General features: G+C 32.3%; 17 protein-coding genes. 5 read left to right on the top strand and 12 right to left on the bottom strand.

The window, feature by feature from the left end; genetic code table 11:
* Positions 1 to 53: 53 nt before the first annotated feature.
* The 8 genes from mnmA to ruvX all read right to left on the bottom strand — a co-directional run bounded on the left by mnmA (position 54) and on the right by ruvX (position 8,997).
* Positions 54 to 1,241 carry a tRNA 2-thiouridine(34) synthase MnmA gene (gene mnmA / locus DZ60_RS0115750; protein ID WP_025743002.1) on the bottom strand — a complete coding sequence of 396 codons (1,188 nt, stop codon included), beginning with the start codon at positions 1,239 to 1,241 and terminating at the stop codon, positions 54 to 56.
* 361 nt (positions 1,242 to 1,602) lie between these two features.
* Positions 1,603 to 2,292, bottom strand: coding sequence for a hypothetical protein (locus DZ60_RS0115745; protein ID WP_241448751.1), 690 nt, complete (start codon positions 2,290 to 2,292; stop codon positions 1,603 to 1,605).
* 169 nt (positions 2,293 to 2,461) lie between these two features.
* Complete coding sequence (locus tag DZ60_RS0115740) at positions 2,462 to 3,148, bottom strand: toxin-antitoxin system YwqK family antitoxin (RefSeq protein ID WP_025743000.1); 687 nt, start codon at positions 3,146 to 3,148, stop codon at positions 2,462 to 2,464.
* Positions 3,149 to 3,435: 287 nt separating this feature from the next.
* Positions 3,436 to 5,319 carry a membrane protein insertase YidC gene (gene yidC / locus DZ60_RS0115735; protein WP_025742999.1) on the bottom strand — a complete coding sequence of 628 codons (1,884 nt, stop codon included), beginning with the start codon at positions 5,317 to 5,319 and terminating at the stop codon, positions 3,436 to 3,438.
* Positions 5,320 to 5,498: 179 nt separating this feature from the next.
* Complete coding sequence (locus tag DZ60_RS0115730) at positions 5,499 to 7,139, bottom strand: CTP synthase (protein ID WP_025742998.1); 1,641 nt, start codon at positions 7,137 to 7,139, stop codon at positions 5,499 to 5,501.
* Positions 7,140 to 7,458: 319 nt separating this feature from the next.
* A complete protein-coding gene (locus DZ60_RS0115725; protein ID WP_025742997.1) occupies positions 7,459 to 7,878 on the bottom strand; it encodes a DUF5606 family protein in 420 nt (139 codons plus the stop codon).
* A 93-nt stretch (positions 7,879 to 7,971) separates the two neighbouring features.
* Complete coding sequence (gene def / locus DZ60_RS0115720) at positions 7,972 to 8,562, bottom strand: peptide deformylase (protein ID WP_025742996.1); 591 nt, start codon at positions 8,560 to 8,562, stop codon at positions 7,972 to 7,974.
* A 24-nt stretch (positions 8,563 to 8,586) separates the two neighbouring features.
* Positions 8,587 to 8,997 carry a Holliday junction resolvase RuvX gene (gene ruvX, locus DZ60_RS0115715; protein WP_025742995.1) on the bottom strand — a complete coding sequence of 137 codons (411 nt, stop codon included), beginning with the start codon at positions 8,995 to 8,997 and terminating at the stop codon, positions 8,587 to 8,589.
* A gap of 127 nt (positions 8,998 to 9,124) precedes the next feature.
* Here ruvX and DZ60_RS0115710 point away from each other — a divergent pair, with 127 nt between their 5' ends.
* Together DZ60_RS0115710 and DZ60_RS0115705 are read left to right on the top strand one after the other, a co-directional pair.
* Entirely contained in the window at positions 9,125 to 9,940 is an 816-nt protein-coding gene (locus tag DZ60_RS0115710; protein WP_025742994.1) for a 2,3,4,5-tetrahydropyridine-2,6-dicarboxylate N-succinyltransferase, read from the top strand.
* 48 nt (positions 9,941 to 9,988) lie between these two features.
* The gene (locus DZ60_RS0115705) at positions 9,989 to 10,900 is read left to right on the top strand and encodes a glycosyltransferase family 2 protein (RefSeq protein WP_081740514.1); all 912 of its coding nucleotides are present in this window, start codon (positions 9,989 to 9,991) and stop codon (positions 10,898 to 10,900) included.
* A gap of 53 nt (positions 10,901 to 10,953) precedes the next feature.
* Here the strand turns inward: DZ60_RS0115705 and DZ60_RS0115700 are convergent, their stop codons facing one another.
* Positions 10,954 to 11,811: a glycosyltransferase family 2 protein gene (locus tag DZ60_RS0115700; RefSeq protein ID WP_025742992.1), complete on the bottom strand. Its 858-nt coding sequence runs from the start codon at positions 11,809 to 11,811 to the stop codon at positions 10,954 to 10,956.
* A 101-nt stretch (positions 11,812 to 11,912) separates the two neighbouring features.
* Between DZ60_RS0115700 and DZ60_RS0115695 the strand changes: the two genes are divergently transcribed.
* Positions 11,913 to 12,998, top strand: a complete 1,086-nt coding sequence (locus tag DZ60_RS0115695) for a glycosyltransferase family 9 protein (protein WP_241448750.1) — start codon at positions 11,913 to 11,915, stop codon at positions 12,996 to 12,998.
* A gap of 7 nt (positions 12,999 to 13,005) precedes the next feature.
* Here DZ60_RS0115695 and DZ60_RS0115690 read toward each other — a convergent pair whose 3' ends face one another.
* Positions 13,006 to 13,824: a hypothetical protein gene (locus tag DZ60_RS0115690; RefSeq protein ID WP_025742990.1), complete on the bottom strand. Its 819-nt coding sequence runs from the start codon at positions 13,822 to 13,824 to the stop codon at positions 13,006 to 13,008.
* A gap of 6 nt (positions 13,825 to 13,830) precedes the next feature.
* Entirely contained in the window at positions 13,831 to 14,598 is a 768-nt protein-coding gene (locus tag DZ60_RS0115685; RefSeq protein WP_025742989.1) for a lipopolysaccharide kinase InaA family protein, read from the bottom strand.
* 202 nt (positions 14,599 to 14,800) lie between these two features.
* On the opposite strand from DZ60_RS0115685, the gene DZ60_RS0115680 reads away from it, so the two are divergent.
* Together DZ60_RS0115680 and DZ60_RS0115675 are read left to right on the top strand one after the other, a co-directional pair.
* A complete protein-coding gene (locus tag DZ60_RS0115680; protein WP_025742988.1) occupies positions 14,801 to 15,853 on the top strand; it encodes a glycosyltransferase in 1,053 nt (350 codons plus the stop codon).
* Between the two features lies 1 nt (position 15,854).
* Positions 15,855 to 16,793 carry a glycosyltransferase family 2 protein gene (locus tag DZ60_RS0115675; RefSeq protein ID WP_034229885.1) on the top strand — a complete coding sequence of 313 codons (939 nt, stop codon included), beginning with the start codon at positions 15,855 to 15,857 and terminating at the stop codon, positions 16,791 to 16,793.
* A gap of 17 nt (positions 16,794 to 16,810) precedes the next feature.
* Here DZ60_RS0115675 and DZ60_RS0115670 read toward each other — a convergent pair whose 3' ends face one another.
* Positions 16,811 to 17,641, bottom strand: coding sequence for a hypothetical protein (locus DZ60_RS0115670; RefSeq protein WP_025742986.1), 831 nt, complete (start codon positions 17,639 to 17,641; stop codon positions 16,811 to 16,813).
* Positions 17,642 to 17,703: the final 62 nt, after the last annotated feature.

Here is a 17,703-nt window from a genome sequence, read left to right as displayed (position 1 = left end):
TCTAAATACTCAAAAACACTATTTGTGTTATAGGTTATCCTATAATAGACAAGTTACGAAATTACACCAGACCCTACTAATTCATCATCAATATACCAAGCTACAAATTGACCTTCGGTGATGGCACTTTGATGATTCTGAAAAACAACATACATTCCCGCATCTACTCTATGTAATATCGCATTATCTAAAGGTTGTCTATATCGAATTCTAGCTTTTACAATAAGCTCTTGATCCACACCAATCATGAGATCTTCGCGTACCCAATGCAATTCGTCATTGGCAATAAACAAAGCTTTTCTGTATAATCCGGGGTGCGTTTTTCCTTGGCCAGTGTAGATTGTATTGGTTGTAACATCAGTTTCGATTACAAAAAGTGGTTCAGGGGTCCCTCCTACAGCAAGTCCTTTTCTTTGGCCTTTTGTATAATAATGTGCTCCCTGATGTTTTCCTACGATTTTGCCTTCGGTCACATTATACGTATACTTTCTAGACAGAAATTTTAATTCTTCTTTTTTAGAACTAAATTCTGGCATTATACGCTGATATTTTTCTTCAGAAGAAGGGATTTCTATAATGTTCCCTTTTTTGGGTTCTAATTTTTGCTGAAGAAATTCAGGCAAACGTACCTTACCGATAAAACATAATCCTTGAGAATCCTTTTTATCAGCAGTTACCAGATCCTGTTCTTTGGCAATATCACGTACTTCTGGTTTTAACAACTCACCTACAGGAAAGAGTGTTTTTGCAAGTTGATCTTGCGATAGCTGACATAAAAAATACGATTGATCTTTATTAGGATCTTTTCCTTCTAGTAAACGATATACTTCTTTTCCTTCTTTTACAATGGTATCTTTTCTACAATAGTGACCTGTTGCAACGTAATCTGCTCCCAAAGAAAGTGCAATCTTCATAAAAACATCAAACTTAATTTCTCTATTGCACAATACATCGGGATTAGGTGTTCTTCCTTTTTCATACTCATTAAACATATAATCTACAATACGCTCTTTATACTGCTCACTGAGATCTACTGTCTGAAAAGGAATCCCTAATTTCTCGGCTACCAATAATGCATCATTACTATCATCTAACCATGGGCACTCATCTGATATAGTTACCGAATCATCATGCCAATTCTTCATAAAAAGCCCAATAACTTCGTATCCCTGCTTCTTTAACAAATATGCGGCTACACTCGAATCAACACCTCCTGATAAACCTACAATTACTCTTTTCATCAAAAAAATCCTTTCTTTTTTTTAATACCATGTATATTCTAAACTAACTAGAAAAGAAAATTCAACTTACACATAATATTATCAGATTTTGCTTTTAAATTATCCTGCAAAAGTAATGAATAAAACGAGTACCTCGATCATATCATTTTATGGTTTTATTTTAAACCCGGATTATACCTTAAAAAGTTTATTATTGCTTAAAACTACAAGAAAACACTATTGATCGCTATATCTACACTATTACTAAGTCTTATTACAAACTCCTATTACAACGTTTAGATATACGAGGATAATACTACTTCTTGGGATAAAAATGGCAATTATTATACCATCGTCTCATTATTTATAAAGGTGTATACTCCTATTTTAATTGTAGGTGAATATGGTCATCATGTCGCACCGCTTGACAACCGTGATATTTTACTTTTGTATTATTTAATCTAAGTCTTTGTTTTAAATGAGGTTCAATAAAAAGTTTACCTAATAAATTACTTTTCAAAAATCCTTGAATTAATCTTTTTGTGCCTGCATCAGAAAAAGAAAGGTTTTTATTTATTTTTCCGAAAGTTACATATTTAGGAAAGTCATATTGAAGATACCCATTTTTAAGACAAATAGCTATCTGATTAAACTCTTTAGTTTTGGGAGGTTCAAAAACTCCGTAACCACTCATTGATTTCTGAGAAGAAGAAATTATGCCTTCTGGAGTTTCATAAATCAAACTAACATCTATTTTCTTACCATCACTATGGCTCAAATGTGGTAGAAGAGGAAAACTGTCCATGAATGGAAAGTTTGCATCTAAGTAGTGTATGTATATCCCTGTATTCTCTAACTCTTTTGCCGTATTTTGTAACATCTTGTTTAGGTCTGGCCTAACATAGTTTCTGTTGAGCAAAACCGTCATATAATTTACAGGATAAATGTTATTGATATGTTTTACTTTCTCCCTTCCAAAAATCGGAGCTACAATGGGCACTATTACCAATGAAAATATGAGGTATACTGTTACAAAAGTAATGAGCGGTCTACCCAAAAAACTAATTTTCAATTTTTTGTTAATATAAAAACTTAGTAACAGTGCAAATCCGCCGATCTGTGTAACCATTGTCAAAAAGCAAAATAGAAGTATTTTACTTATTATTTTCAATACAATATTCAATAAATAATGTGTTTTGATCAAGTATACTTACCATTTAGGAGAATAAAACCCCTAGGCTTTACAACCCTCTTTTTGAAACAGGAAATAATTTTTGTTCAGTAAGTTTTCCATTTGTATAATAATTCCAGATACTATCTTTTCTGTCTCTTTTATATTTACCTTCTATCATTAATGTACCATCTGTATCATAATACTTAGTTAAACCATGCAATTGACCGTGTTCATAAATAAATTCTTTCAATACTACTCCTGTATCTGAGTACATTATACTTTTACCATGCTTATTACCATTGTAATACGGTGTATCCTCAGTGATTTGTCCGTTCTTGAAATAGGTTCTTTGATAACCATGCAGCTTTCCTGACTGATATTGTTCAATCATCATAATCTTATTATCTTCATTATGATAGTATTGCCAAGTCCCTACTCTATCTTTATTAATTAGTTGACCTTGACTAATTACCCTTCCTTTTTTTGTGAAATATTTTACTTTTACCGTATCCGTATCTTTAGAGTAAAATTTTATAGCTGTGGGAAACTCACCATTTGTAGGTTTATAGAACTTAAATTCACCTACTTCTTTTCCATGCTCAAAAGTTCCTTCATAACGCAGTTGATCAGAGTTTTCATATTTTTTCTGCCATTTTCCATGTCTTTTTCCTTCAGCATCAAATGCATTATATTCTTGAGCCGTAACAGAAAAACCTGTAATATGTATGAGACAAATTAAAAAAACACTTCGCATAATTATTATTTAATTTATATCCTTTATTATTATTCTTTATAGGTGTTGCCTATATAAGAAATAACAAATTCGTGACGTATAACTTGTTCATTTAACTTTTCGATTTTCTGAAAAACATCTCCTTTTTTTTCAAAGAATCTAAACAAATAATACGTTAGATGATTAATTCAACGAATATAGTTTTCAAAAAGTATACCAATATGGTTAATTAAAAATATGAAACTATGGTATAAAACGCAAAAAAGCCCCTTAAAAAAGGGGCTCTTTCTATAATATATCAAAAAGATTTATTTCTTTTTTGCTTTTTGTTCTTCTGCTTGCTCCATTAATTCTTTCATTTTTTTCTGAAATTTCCCTTGTTTCTTGGGTTTCTTCTTATTCTCTTGAATTTTGGCATGAATTTTATCTTCATCTATAATCACATTTTTGATTACTAACATAATACCAATAGTAATTAAGTTGGAGATAAAATAATACAGTGACAATCCACTAGCATAATTATTAAAGAAGAATAACATCATCAGCGGAGAAAGATACATTATGAATTTCATATTTGGCATTCCCGGCTGCTGTGTCTGCATAGTTTGACCTGTAGTCATTGTCATATATATAAAAATAGCTATAGACGCTAATATTGGAAACAAACTAACATGATCCCCATAAAATGGAATTGTAAATGGTAATTGTGCTATATTATCGTAACTTGATAAATCATCTGCCCACAAAAAACTCTTTTGTCGTAACTGAAAGGCACTTGGAAAAAAGTTAAACAAGGCATAAAAGACGGGTATCTGCATTAATGCTGGTAAGCAGCCACTCATCGGGTTCACTCCTGCTTTACCATAAAGCGCCATAGTTTCCTGCTGCTTTTTCATGGCATTGTCTTTATACTTTTCGTTAATTTCTGTAATCTCTGGCCTTAAAACTTTCATTTTGGCCTGAGAAACATATGACTTATACGTAACAGGGGATAATACGATACGAACAATAATAGTCATAACAACAATTGCCAGTCCATAAGGAAGAAAACCACTTAAGAATCCGAAAAATGGTATAAATATATATCGGTTAATAACTCCAAAAATCCCCCATCCTAATGGTACAATTTCATCAAGGTTACGGTCATATGCGTTAAGAATCTCATAATCGGTAGGACCATAATACCAATCCATGTTATAATTTAATTCTCCCCCTTGTAACTCTAATGGCATAGATGCTGCAAACTCTTTGGTTACTTTGATATCCTTATCATCAAGTTCTGTTGTACTTGCAATATTTTTTGAGGTAAAGGATGCTGTCTTAAATGGCGTATCTGTAAACAAAATAGAAGTAAAGAAATGTTGTTTAAATCCTATCCAACTTACATTATCTTCTTGTTCATCATCGAACTCTCCTTGGCCTGTAAAATCATCTCTATCACCATCAAACTCATAATGAATATCTGTATAACGATTCTCATATGATGCACTTTTTGCATGTCGTATTGCTTGTAATTTCCAATCAAGGTTCACGGTTTGACTGCTATTAATAACTTGCTGTAATCCCTGAGACCTAACAGTAAAATCAAGCATATAGTCATTAGGCTTCAGCTCATAGCGATATTCTAAATATTTAGAATCAGAAACCTTTAGCTTCATAGATAAAATTGTATTCTCTCCACTTTTGCTAACTGCAGGTTCAAAAAATAAATCTTTCGTATTAAGTATGCGATTATCTGTTGTTCCGAAATTTATATTGAAAGAAGCATTTTTTCCATCCTTAATAAGATATAAAGGTACAGAATCATATGTCTTGAAATTTTTCAATAATGCTTCTGATATATATCCTCCTCTATTACTTACTTTAAGACTTAACAGTTCGTTTTCGATGAGAGTAAACTCCTCTTTTGCAGATGGCAAACTAGCAGAATAAGCAAATGCTCCTAATTGAGACTTTGCATTTAATAAGGCAACTGAATCCTGAGGATTAACCACTATTGCTTCACTTTCGCTTACAAAATCAGTGGTATTTTCCTTTTCTACTTTTTTGTCCGCAGCTACCTGTTCTTTTTTAGCTTTTTCTGCCTCTATTTCTTCTGGTGTTGGCTGATTTAGATAAAACATCCAAACTATGATTCCAAAAATAAGTGCAAATCCGATTATTGAATTCAGATCAAATTTCTTTTCTTCCATGTACTTAAGTATAAAAAGCCTATTTCTGATGGATTCAGATAGGCTTTCATCTGTTTATATTTATTTATTTTTCAAAAGACTTACAAGAATTTTATTACCCTGGTTCATATTAAAAAATGGACCTAATACTTTATATGTCTAAACTTATTATAATTCAATTTCAATTATCCCGCCAATTACTATCCTTGTGACACTTTGGCACTTTTTTTACTTTTTGAGTATTCTACAGCTGCTTTTACAAAAGCAATAAATAAAGGATGTGGCATAGCTACTGTACTTTTATATTCCGGATGATATTGTACCCCAACAAACCAAGGATGGTCAGGAAGTTCTATAATTTCTACCAATCCTGTTTTTGGATTGACCCCAGTAGTTTTAAGTCCCGCATCCTCTAGTTGCTCTTTGTATGCATTATTATATTCATAACGATGACGATGACGTTCTGCGATATGTGAAACATTATACGCTTCAAAAACTTTACTTCCTTCAGTCAATTCGCAATCCCAGGCCCCTAATCGCATGGTCCCTCCCATCTCAGTAATATTTTTCTGTTCTTCCATAAGATTAATAACTGGATAAGAAGCCTCTTCATCTACCTCAACAGAACACGCCTCCTTAAGCCCTAATACATTTCGCGAATACTCAATAACCGCCATTTGCATACCTAAACAGATCCCAAAAAATGGTACTTTGTTTTCTCGGGCATACTGCACCGCCATTATTTTACCTTCTATACCTCGTTCTCCAAAACCAGGAGCCACCAAAACTCCGTCTAAGTTTGCTATTTTGTTTTTTATAGTATCTTCATTTATATACTCTGAGTGAATTGATACTACGTTTACCTTTACTTCATTTTCTGCACCGGCATGAATGAACGCTTCAAGAATCGATTTATAAGAATCTTGTAATTCAACATACTTTCCTATCAGTCCAACAGTTACTTCGTGTTTTGGGTTTTTATGTCGATCTAAAAAGTTATTCCAACTATCTAGATTTGGTTGATCATCATCTCGCAGCACTAATTGTTTTAGAACGACCGTATCCAGTCCTTCTTCTAACATTAAATTAGGTACATCATAAATTGTAGAGGCGTCAATAGACTGTATAACTGCCTCTTGTTTAACATTACAAAACAGGGCTAATTTTCTTCGCAAATCATCAGAGAGTTCATGCTCTGTTCTGCAAACTAAAATATCTGCTTTTATACCGCTCTCCATCAAAGTTTTTACACTATGCTGTGTTGGTTTTGTTTTTAGTTCTCCTGCTGCAGAAAGATAAGGTATTAAGGTTAAATGAATTACTAAAGCATTGGTATCACCTAATTCCCATTTTAATTGACGAACAGCTTCTATGTATGGCAATGATTCTATATCACCTACGGTTCCTCCTATTTCGGTAATAACTATATCATAATCTCCACTCTTTCCTAAAATCTGAATTCTTTCCTTAATTTCATTTGTGATATGAGGAACGACCTGAACTGTTTTTCCTAAAAACTCTCCACGGCGTTCTTTTTCGATTACACTTTGATAAATCCTACCAGTTGTAACGTTATTAGCTTGAGAAGTTGGAGTATTCAAAAAACGTTCATAATGTCCTAAATCAAGATCTGTCTCCGCACCATCATCAGTTACATAGCATTCACCATGCTCATATGGATTCAAGGTTCCTGGATCAACATTAATATAAGGATCCAGCTTTTGAATTGTAACTCTGTATCCTCTTGCTTGTACAAGTTTTGCCAAAGAAGCAGCAATAATTCCTTTCCCCAAAGAGGAAGATACACCTCCGGTTACAAAAATATATTTGGTATTAGCCATGAAAACTAAATATTTGTAAGATTGTATTAAAATTTGCCCAAAAATACAAAGAAGTCATGTAATGGTACATCGAAAATGCATCATTATTACACAACTTATTCATAATCCTTTTAATATCTCAATCTCGGTTTATATACAAGAAACCTCATGAGATCCTTAAGCTACTGTAAACACAGTTATTTCGCGATGTTTTATATCAAAATGCTCTAACGATATCAACAAAGACAGTATGAGCTAAAAAACTAAAAATGAAATAAATAGATGCAATAAAATCAAAATCCCGTCTCTCGACAGGATTTTGATAGTAAAAGCTATACTTTTATTCTTCTTCTTCAGAAGATTTTTCTTCTGGTTCAGAAAAATCTGTTATTCCTTTTGACTGTAAAATATTATACCATTGAATGACTTTCTTCATATCACTAACATACACTCTATCTTCATCATAATCAGGCAATACTTCACTAAAGTAAGTTTCTAGTTTGTTCTTAGATTCTTTATGGCTTATCGACTGATCCCCTCCTTCTTTCTCATGAATCTTCTTAAATATTTCTCTCAACGGCACTTCTTCTGTAAATGTATAAATGGCAATTTCACTTAATACACTTACATTATTTCTTATACTGACCGATATTTTTTTTCCATCTAATAAAGATTCCGCCAAAAAACCACTACGTGTTTGCGTCTTCAATTCATAAAGACCTGGCTTACCGGATATTGCTAATATTTTATCTAAACTCATATATATACTTTTCAAAGTTGGCAAATATCTGTAGTTCGTTTTAAAAAATCAAGCATTAATGAACATAAATATTTGTAAAATAAATGAAGGCATTTATCTTCCTTTTTTTGCCAAAGGAAAACGCATACGATATTCTGAATTAATTTTTCCTTTAGAAATATTCATCAATTTCCCTTTTATCAACCTTTTCTTCAGGGTAGAAAGTTTATCTGTAAATAAAACTCCTTCTATATGATCATATTCATGCTGAATAACCCTTGCAATAAGTCCACTATAAACTTCTATATGTTCTACAAAATTCTCGTCAACATATTTTATTTTAATCGTTTCTTTTCTAAATACATCTTCACGAACATCAGGAATACTAAGACACCCTTCGCTAAAAGCCCATTCTTCTCCTGTTTCTTCTAAAATAGTAGCATTAATGAACACCTTTTTAAACCCTTTAAGCTTACTTGCTTCTTCTTCTGACAACTCCTCATCTTCAGAAAAAGGATTCGTGTCCACAATAAATAATCGAATAGGCAACCCTATCTGAGGAGCTGCTAATCCAACTCCGTGGGCATTATACATGGTTTCAAACATGTTTTCTAATAATTCTGTCAGTTTTGGATATACTGCATCAATTATTTTTGCTTTTTTCTTTAGTACAGGATCTCCGTATGCTACAATGGGAAGTATCATATAGTATATTACTTATTTATTTTATTATTGGTTATAAAGATAATCCTGAAGTATAATGGTTGCACTAATTTGATCAACCAATGCTTTATCTCTTCTCTTCTTTTTTGAAATACCACTAGCTATCATAGTATCAAATGCCATTTTTGAAGTAAAACGTTCATCCAATCTTTTAACCGGAATATCAGGAATTAATTTATTTAATTTTTCTAAAAAAGGCTGAATTAACTTTTCGCTTTCTGAAGGCTCTCCATGTAATCTTTTTGGTTCACCAACAACAAAAAGCTCAACCTGTTCTTTAGACACATACTCTTGTAACCACGACAAAATATCCTTGGTATCAACTGTTGTTAATCCTGAAGCAATAATCTGAGATTCGTCAGTAATTGCTACACCACAACGTTTACCTCCATAATCTATTGCCATGATTCTTGCCATATCTATTTTTCTGCAAAAATATAACATTATTACAAAAACACCTTATTTATTATCGATTTCCTAAATCATCAAGAATTGATACTTTTTTTATGTGGAAGCTATTATCTTTACCAAAATTTTTTAATCGATGGACCAACTAAAGGAAATCATAGAAAAGGCCTGGGAAAACAGAGCTCTTTTAAAAGAATCAGACACGCAAAGTGCAATAAGAGAAGTTGTTAATTTGTTAGATGCAGGTGAACTTAGAGTTGCTGAACCTGTTGCAGATGGGTGGCAAGTAAATGAATGGGTAAAAAAAGGGGTTGTACTCTATTTTCCTATTCAAAAAATGGAAACACTAGAAGCGGGTATATTTGAATATCATGACAAAATCCCACTCAAAAAAGGATATGAGGCCAAAGGAATTCGTGTAGTACCAAATGCGGTTGCGCGACATGGAGCATACATATCCCCTGGTACTATTCTAATGCCAAGTTATGTAAATATTGGTGCGTATGTAGATGAGGGAACTATGGTTGACACATGGGCAACTGTGGGTAGCTGCGCTCAAATCGGAAAAAATGTACATCTAAGTGGCGGTGTCGGTATTGGTGGTGTTCTTGAACCACTGCAGGCAGCACCCGTTATTATTGAAGATAATGCTTTTATCGGATCGAGATGTATTGTTGTAGAAGGTGTTCGAGTAGAAAAAGAAGCTGTACTTGGTGCCAATGTTGTTTTGACTGCTTCAACCAAAATAATTGATGTTACTGGTGATACTCCTATCGAAAGAAAAGGATTAGTTCCCGCTGGTTCTGTAGTTATACCTGGAAGTTATACTAAAAAATTTGCTGCAGGAGAATACAACGTTCCTTGTGCATTAATTATAGGAAAACGCAAAGAAAGTACTGATAAGAAAACTTCTCTGAATGATGCTCTTAGAGAATATGATGTAGCCGTTTAACTATCTGCTCATCTTAAAAAACGCATGTATTTTCAATTTGCAAAACACATGCGTTTTTTTGTTAAACACCTAGGAAAACCATATATTCGCCAAACTTTTTTCTTAAATTTAGTTATAGTTTTACTCTCATTATCAGAATCAACTAAAACATTTAATTTTTATCTTAAAAAACGAACTGTCATAGAAAAAAAAACTTCACATCGAGAAAAGCTTACAGCGATCATCCCTTGTTATAATGAAGAACATAATATCAGAGGAGTATTAGAATCTGTTTCTTTTGCCGATGAAATTATGGTAGTTGATTCATACAGTACGGATAAAACAGTTGATATCGCAAAAGAATATACTGACTTTATCATAAAAAGAGAATTTGATTATCCATCGGTTCAAAAAAACTGGGCAATCCCACAAGCTAACTATGAATGGATACTGTTGGTTGATGCCGATGAACGAGTAACACCAGAACTTAAAGAAGAAGTACTAACTATTCTAAAAAACCCAGGTAAAGACGGTTTTGTAGCTTATTGGATAAAGCGAATGAATCATTTTATGGGCGAAAGAATATACTACAGTGGATGGCGAAACGACAAGGTAATTCGATTATTTCATCGAGACGAATGCAAATATGATAATAATCATGTGCATGAAGAAATTATTACCGAAGGTAAAATAGGCATGCTTACCAATAAATTCTATCATAATACATACACTACTTTTGATGCATATATTGCCAAATTAAACAAATATGCAACTTGGCAAGCAAAAGATTATGATACAAAAACAAAGAAACTTACAGCATATCACTTTATAATAAAGCCATTTTGGGGGTTCTTTAAACACTATTTTTTACAAAGTGGATTTAGGGATGGAGTTCCTGGATTAGTTATAGGATACGTACAATCTTATGCTATTTTTATGAGATATGTCAAACTTTGGTTACTTCGAAAGAATAGAAACTAAAGATTATAATTATTCAACTCCTTATTTTTTACTAAAATAATTCTAAAAGAATATTATCCCACTTTATTATTAGTAAGGAAATCAAATTCTGGATTTTTAACGATCCCGTGGTCTGTCCATTTTTTCTTGTGAATCCTAGTAGATTTTCTAATGGCCAAATTCTTATCAATAGACTCTTGATTTTTATATCCACGAGGATGATCCAAATGTATACATATAGCGTGGTAGCGAATCTGTTTACTTTTTATACCTAGATTAAACAATCGTTCTCCTAATTCTCTATCCTGACCACCATATTGCATGCGTTCATCAAAGCCATTTACCTTAAGAATATCTTCTTTCCATCCAGAAGAGTTATGACCATTCCAACTTGCATTCGTCGGGGTAAAAGCATTTAACAAAGACGCCTCGAGACCCTTAGCAGTAAGTTTTTTTGTTTTAAAAGAGGATCCTAAACCATTCTCCTTTAACCAATCAACATCAAAGCATTGACCTTCCTCAATATTTTCTTGTGATATTAGCTTAGAAATATTCATTGGAAGCATAAAATATCCTCCAGAAAGAAAATAACCCTTTTGTCTTCTGTCCACATGATGAGATACAAAATCTTTTCTGGGGATACAATCACCATCACTCATAATGATATACGAAGTACTACATTTTTCGATTGCCTTATTCAGAATTTGAGATTTTTGAAATCCATTATCCTCATGCCATACATGAACTATAGGATAAAACACTTCTTTTCGCATTTTGGCAATTAATCGCAACGTATCATTTCTAGAGCCATCGTCTGCAATAACAATTTCAAAACCTTTATAATCCTGACAATTATAACCATACAACACCTTTTCTAACCAATCCGGTGAGTTATAAGTACTTATTATTATCGAGGTATCAATTGTTCTCATGAGTACAAATATAGTTGAAATACATTTTATATAGAACTAAAAAATCAAAAGATCGTTTATCTCCTTCCTTCTTAATAATTAATTAAATTTACCTTTTTTAAGTGAAACGAAAAAAATATATGTATAGTATACTGGTTATTCAACAAAAAATGATAGGAGATGTCCTACTTAGTTCAATCCTTTGCGAAGGCCTTAAAAAAAAATACCCAGAAGCAATTATTGATTATTTGGTATACCCGAATACGATCCCAGTTATAAAAAACAATCCTTTTATTGACACTATTATTCCTTTCGAAAAAGAGTATAAGGATAGTAAACAATCCTTTTTCAAGTTTCTAAAAAAGATAAGGAATAAAAACTATACAATGGTTATTGACGCATACGGAAAAACCGAGAGTAACCTCATCACCTTATTCTCAGGTGCCAATGAAAAAATATCATATTATAAATGGTATACCAGTATTTTCTACACGTCTACCATAAAGAGAAAACCAATTACCCTTACCAATGCAGGGAACGCTTTAGAAAATAGATTACGACTAATACACAAAGAAGAAGATATTGTAGCTAACATCATCAGACCGATGATATTTTTGACAAACGAAGAGCGAATATCTGCCAAAAAATATCTCCAATACAATGAACTAGATGCAAAAACTCCGCTGATAATGATTAGTGTCTTAGGAAGCTCTAAAGAAAAATCTTTACCTCCGCTATACATGGCCAAAATTATTGATTTTATAGCCTTGATCACTCAAGGAAATATCATTTTTAATTACATCCCTAATCAAATAAGAGAGGCCAAAGAAATTTATGACCTAACCCACAAAACCACCCAAAAACATATTCATTTTAATGTTTTCGGCAAAAACCTAAGAGAATTTATTGGTATTCTATCTCACTGCACCATGCTTATTGGTAATGAGGGTGGAGCTGTTAATATGGCTAAAGCACTTGATATAAATACGTTTACCATTTTCTCTCCTTGGATCAGAAAAGACGTCTGGAATATGTTTGAAGACGGAAAACACCATGACTCAACACATCTAATAGACTACAATCCAGAAATTTACAAAGAAGTTACGTATAAAAAACTAAAAAACAAGTCAATCGAGTTATATAAAGAATTAACTCCAGAACGAATTATCCCTAAGCTAAATAACTATATTACGAACTTAATGAAATAGTATATTACTATAATTTAAGATTAAAATAATCCTGAAGTGCTTTCCATTGTATCACATTCTTACCTTTATCGATGTTTTCTTTCTTTAGCGATACTTTTTGTGTTCCCATTATGGGAATAGGAATTGGCGGTATCTTATCTGACAACCTACTTTCGGTATGCTGTAATAAAGCCATAGCCTTAAACCATAGATCATCGGCTTTGGGTGCTAATTTAAAAAACAAATTTTCATCAAAAACATCTTTATGCAATGCCCCTGGAGGGTATAATACACCATTTGCTCCTATAGGTAAAATGCTTTTATCAGAAGCACCTTTGTCTTTGTCATATATCCAATTCTTATAGGGTAACAAATCTCCCTCTTTAGAATATCGGATCATTCTTGCCTGATTTGCTACTATTGACTTAGGATATTTGATGTGCTGATTATACAAAAAATCCAACCAGTTTTGATTATAAATAAAATCATCATCACAGGTAACAATAACATCATCTGGATATTCCTGTAGACTATGAATCAATTTTTTATGCGAACAGGTTAAATGCGAAAACTTAATCTCAAAAACTCCTTGTTGCAGTAAGTCTAAACTCTTAGGTATCTTACCTCTTAGAGATTCAGGAAGCCAAAGCACCACTTTTTTAGGCCTTTTAGTCTGCATTAAAATACTTCGTATCGTAATATCAACTTTATTAATTCTAGACGGAATTGTTGTTAAAGATACTATTACCGGAACAGATTCTTCAGAATAACTGGACAAGGTAGTACTTGACAAAGATTTTAGTCTAAGGGTATGATATAAAGATTTTGGTAGTTCTTTTAGCTTCATCTTTTTCTATTTTTTCCTCCAGAAAAGTATTCTATTTTTCCAACGTTTCTTACGATAAAATCGTTCTTGAAATTCTTGTGTTTCTGCCCACATCAAATTAAAAATTGTATTCTCATCCTCTCCCGTACATTTTGAATACTCATTACTCATAACTCGTACAATGGATTCATGAATAGTCAACTTAGAAAAGTTTTTTATCCTTGTTTCAAAATCCATTTCACCAAAGTTCATTCGATTTAGATCTACCAAATAAAATTCATAGTCATTACCAACTTTCTTAATTAACGTATTGCCTGGCGAATGATCCAGAAAATTAATTCCGTTTTTATGAAGATCATGTGTAAATCGGGTAAAGGCACGAAGCATATCTTCGTGATTGGGCAGATCTAAATTTGACGAAAGTTCTCTGTATGTCAAATCACAAGACACTAACTCGCTGATATAAAAACTTTTTTTGAATAAAAGAGAACTCCCTTCTATCTGGTATGCTACAGGAAAGGGTGTGTTTATCCCTAATTCTAATAATTTATTAGCATATTGATACGATCGTTCGGCCTTTGATTTTCGAAAAAATCGATACACTACCTGATTAATAAAATTAGGTATCTTAAATGACTTAATCGTGTATTTTTTAGTCCCTAAACCGACTACTTTTATTACATTCCGATCTCCATCTCCCAATATATCCTCATAAGAATCAAAGGTAGATATGGTGCTTTTTAGCTCCGCTCCTATCGTTTTATAATTAGGATGTATTTCGATCTTTTTTTGCATTTTCTCAATTATTTACTCTGCAACAAAAACTAAAATTCTTGCTTTCTAATTTTCGCAAATATATTCAAATTAAAACCAGAATAGACGGAAAAATCTACGGAGGTCTTTTTTTCTTCGTTCCAAAAACTCGGTATTTACCATGATCAGTTACCTTTTAACAAATTAATCTCCTACATTTGTAAACACAAATCCACATAGGTTAATGAGTCAAAAAACAGTTTATATTCTTCATAAAAATGGTGCAAAAAATCACTACACCGGTTTAGATTACTTATTACAAGAAAATAACATACAACTCAAGCATCGAGAATTTTCGATTTTTAGTAAAACTATAAAATCTATTTTCAAACTGAATTTTAACCTATTCTACAAACAACTAATAAACACTGCCTTTTTCATTAACCTGTTATTTACAAAAGATAAAAAGGTAGTCCTCGGCATTGCTCCTTTTGACAACAAACTAAGTTTCGTGTTATTTTATCTAAAAAGGCACAAAATTTACTATCATACCTCTTGGACCTATTGGGACAAAAGCTTTCACCCAAAAACAAAAAAGAACTCCCCCAAAGTATTTAAGGAATGGCAAGATTTTCTAGAAATAAAAGTAACACATATTTTTGCTGTAACCACTCAAAGTAAAACACAGTTACAGGAAAATTATAAACTACACGAAAACAAAATAAGTGTAGTTAATCATGCAATTGACAAGGAATTTTCACAAGACATAAAATCCAATAGAAAAAGAAATAGTTTTATATATCTTGGTAGATTAGTTGAGCAAAAAGGATTGGAAGAATTATTACTTTTCTTTTCTAATCATCCTGCTGGATCTCTAACCATTATTGGAAAAGGAAAACAGGAAGAATTAGTAAAAAAATATGCCGACACCCATGAAAACATAAGCTACCATGGGCATATGAGTGATAAAGCGGCATTAAATAAAGAGTTAGGCAAGCATGAATACTCTTTGTTAAATTCTAAAAGAAATCGCAAATGGGAAGAACTATTTGGGCTAATTATTATAGAAAGTATGGCTCAAGGACTAATTCCTATTGCTCCAAAACATTCTGGTCCTAAAGAAATAATTACAGAGGAAACAGGATTCCTTTTTGAAGAAGGCGATGTTGCACAAATACTGAGTAAAATACTTAGTTTTGAAAATTTTGATGAAACTAAATCAAAAAATGCCGTAAAGCAATCAATGAATTATTTACCTAATGCTATTGCACAAAAATGGCTCCCCATACTTGAATAAAATGATAGATGTAAGCTGTATTCTAATCAATTATAACACTACCTCGTACACCATAGGGTGTATAGAGTCTATATTAAAAAACACAGGAGATCGTATTTCTTATGAAATTATTATTATTGATAACGGATCCACAAAGGAAAGCTACCAATTATTGCAAGAACACGTTGATGCACTTAACGCTTCTCAAGTTAAATTAATTCGTAGCAAACAAAATGTTGGTTTTGGTGCAGGCAACATGCTGGGTGTACAATACGGAACACCATGTAAATATTATGCTTTTATAAATAATGACACCTTACAGATTAGTAAGGATTGCTTATTTGAACTTAAAAAGTTTATGGACAATCATCCTGATGCTGCTGTGTGCTCCCCACAAATGCTAGATGAGGATAAGAATTTTAGAGTAACCATTGATCATTTTTCTTCAATTCAAAGAGAAATATTCCGAAGACCATTGCTTGAGCATCTTTTCCCGAAAACATACCTAAACCGTAAGAAAACATACGAGCAACCCATAAAAGTACATTATGTACAAGGTTCGTTTATGTTTATTAATGCAAAAGATTTTGATGAAGTTGGCGGTTTTGATTCGAATTTGTTTCTATATTATGAAGAATCAGATTTATGCAGACGACTCCTAAAAGAAAAAAACAAGTACACATTTCTGGTTCCTCAATTAGAATATGTGCATTACAAAAGCATGAGTATCAAGAAAAGTATCCTAATAAAAATTGAGCAAAAAATCTCATTGCTTTATTATATCAGAAAACATTTTGGATGGTTTCATTATCGAATACTGATAACCTATTACATCATTAGGTATTTTTTCACATCTATCATAAAGCCCAGTTATTGGAAACTGTTTTTTATCCTAATTCAGGGAGCTCCCCTTTCTAGATCATTAAAACAAAGACAAATAATCAATTCAACTCTAAAGTGATATAACTTTAGGAAAGACTACTTAATTTCTGAAATAACCAAAGGGTATTCAACCTTGCAAAAAGTATGATGACCAATGTAATTATTAGGCATATGATGAACTTGAGCATCAACATCTGATGTATATGTATTTTCTCCTGAAGAATCAAGAGGAATCAAAGTTCCTTTATATCGCTCCATCTGAAAACCATGCCAACCGATAGCAGAGCGCTCTCTAACTCGATAATTACTGAATTTAAATTTCCATTCTTTGCTTTTCATAAAATTCTTTAATTCAGTCTTATCATAAATCCAAAATCCATAGTAAGGATTGATATCATTAAAAACGAACTTCTTTCCCTCTAGCTCAACTATTTTACTCAAGGGCTTCACAATATCAGAACAATATCTGCGACCATTTTTAGCATCTTCTTCTACGCGGGCAAATCCAAGATTATAGTTATTTTGAATACACAAATCCTTATATGCAAGCCAATACTTAAATGAAGCTGCATCAAAAAGTATATCATCTTCTATATACATTTGCACATCAAAATCTTCAACATGCTTTTCTATATATTTTCTGTTTACCCAAGCCAGGTAATACGGATGTACAAGTTTTGTTAATCCTAACCCTAATAATGTCTGGTAATAAAACCTATGAATACTATGAAGCTTATTATTCTTTTTAGTAGCAAAACCATGAACAATAATTTGCACATTGTCATACTCCTTGAGCTCAAAATGAAGATGAGAGTAAACAAAGATTTTGGTCTCAGCTTTAATGCTTTGTATCCCTTCAATAACCTTTGTCAAATATTGTAACCTATCTTCTTTATAATAAAAAGTAATGTGTGCTGCTAGGGTCATAATGTAATTACAGGTATAATAATTTTAATGTTAGTTTTCTTTTCGAAAACAGTCAAACGTTC

Source organism: Aquimarina pacifica (genome assembly GCF_000520955.1).
GTDB classification, from domain to species: domain Bacteria; phylum Bacteroidota; class Bacteroidia; order Flavobacteriales; family Flavobacteriaceae; genus Aquimarina; species Aquimarina pacifica.
This window is presented reverse-complemented; position numbering and strand designations above follow the sequence as displayed.

Excerpts from the sequence above, each read along its gene's own strand:
- DZ60_RS0115725 (WP_025742997.1), bottom strand. The coding sequence starts at position 7,878 with ATGAGTTTAGATAAAATATTAGCAATATCCGGTAAGCCAGGTCTTTAT.
- DZ60_RS0115740 (WP_025743000.1), bottom strand. The coding sequence starts at position 3,148 with ATGCGAAGTGTTTTTTTAATTTGTCTCATACATATTACAGGTTTTTCT.
- DZ60_RS0115670 (WP_025742986.1), bottom strand. The coding sequence starts at position 17,641 with ATGACCCTAGCAGCACACATTACTTTTTATTATAAAGAAGATAGGTTA.
- DZ60_RS0115675 (WP_034229885.1), top strand. The coding sequence starts at position 15,855 with ATGATAGATGTAAGCTGTATTCTAATCAATTATAACACTACCTCGTAC.
- def (WP_025742996.1), bottom strand. The coding sequence starts at position 8,562 with ATGATACTTCCCATTGTAGCATACGGAGATCCTGTACTAAAGAAAAAA.
- DZ60_RS0115730 (WP_025742998.1), bottom strand. The coding sequence starts at position 7,139 with ATGGCTAATACCAAATATATTTTTGTAACCGGAGGTGTATCTTCCTCT.
- DZ60_RS0115690 (WP_025742990.1), bottom strand. The coding sequence starts at position 13,824 with ATGAAGCTAAAAGAACTACCAAAATCTTTATATCATACCCTTAGACTA.
- mnmA (WP_025743002.1), bottom strand. The coding sequence starts at position 1,241 with ATGAAAAGAGTAATTGTAGGTTTATCAGGAGGTGTTGATTCGAGTGTA.
- ruvX (WP_025742995.1), bottom strand. The coding sequence starts at position 8,997 with ATGGCAAGAATCATGGCAATAGATTATGGAGGTAAACGTTGTGGTGTA.
- DZ60_RS0115705 (WP_081740514.1), top strand. The coding sequence starts at position 9,989 with ATGCGTTTTTTTGTTAAACACCTAGGAAAACCATATATTCGCCAAACT.
- DZ60_RS0115680 (WP_025742988.1), top strand. The coding sequence starts at position 14,801 with ATGAGTCAAAAAACAGTTTATATTCTTCATAAAAATGGTGCAAAAAAT.
- DZ60_RS0115710 (WP_025742994.1), top strand. The coding sequence starts at position 9,125 with ATGGACCAACTAAAGGAAATCATAGAAAAGGCCTGGGAAAACAGAGCT.
- yidC (WP_025742999.1), bottom strand. The coding sequence starts at position 5,319 with ATGGAAGAAAAGAAATTTGATCTGAATTCAATAATCGGATTTGCACTT.
- DZ60_RS0115700 (WP_025742992.1), bottom strand. The coding sequence starts at position 11,811 with ATGAGAACAATTGATACCTCGATAATAATAAGTACTTATAACTCACCG.
- DZ60_RS0115685 (WP_025742989.1), bottom strand. The coding sequence starts at position 14,598 with ATGCAAAAAAAGATCGAAATACATCCTAATTATAAAACGATAGGAGCG.